At 69.6% G+C, this 716-nt stretch carries 1 protein-coding gene; it reads right to left on the reverse strand.

The features are described 5' to 3' along the window. Positions 1-677 (reverse strand): OmpA family protein (locus G3N93_RS41010; protein ID WP_206135635.1); only part of this gene is annotated, 677 nt, incomplete at its 3' end. Positions 678-716: the final 39 nt, after the last annotated feature.

Genomic DNA, 716 nt, shown 5'->3' on the forward strand with positions numbered 1-716 from the left:
TGTGTGCTCTGCCGATCGTGCTGCAGGCGGATTTCGAGGCGGGGGTGGCTGGCGCGGCCTTCGGGCGTCGCGTTGGACGCGACCGGATCGGCCTTGCCGCGACCCGAGACCGTCAGCGAGTCGGTCTTCAGGCCGTGCGCCTTCAGGTACGTCGCGACGGATTCGGCGCGGCGTTTCGACAGCGCGAGGTTGTAGTCGTCGCTGCCCACCGAATCCGTAAAGCCGGTGACGCTCACCTGCGAGTACGTATGGTCGGCGCGCTCGCGCAGCAACCGGTCGAGCGATTCACGTGCGGTCGGGGCGAGCGTCGCGTGGTCGGTCGCGAACAGCGCGTCGCCCGACAGGTTCACCTGTTCGACGACGGCAGCCGCCGGCGCGGCGGCCGACGTCGCTTCGGCCGGCGCCGCGCCGCACTGGAACACGAGCGTCGCGGGATCGGATTTGTCGCGCCGCGCACGGGCCGAGTCGACGGCGCGCACCGGCTCTTCACCGCAACTCTGGCGGGCGGCCTTCATGCAGGTCTGCGGGCCCGACAGCAGGCCGTGGCAATCCACCTGGAAGGTACGCACGCCGTCGCGCGGCTGCAGTTCGGAGGCGCTGAAGGTCGGGCCGGATGCGGTCGAGCACGCGGCGAGGGCCGTTGCGGAAAGTGCGAGCGCAAGAGCGAGTTTGTTCACGGTTACATCCTCAATGCTTGGGTTGACTGAAGCCCGCCA

Source organism: Burkholderia sp. Se-20378 (assembly GCF_017104665.1).
In the GTDB taxonomy this organism is placed as follows: Bacteria; Pseudomonadota; Gammaproteobacteria; order Burkholderiales; family Burkholderiaceae; genus Burkholderia; species Burkholderia lata.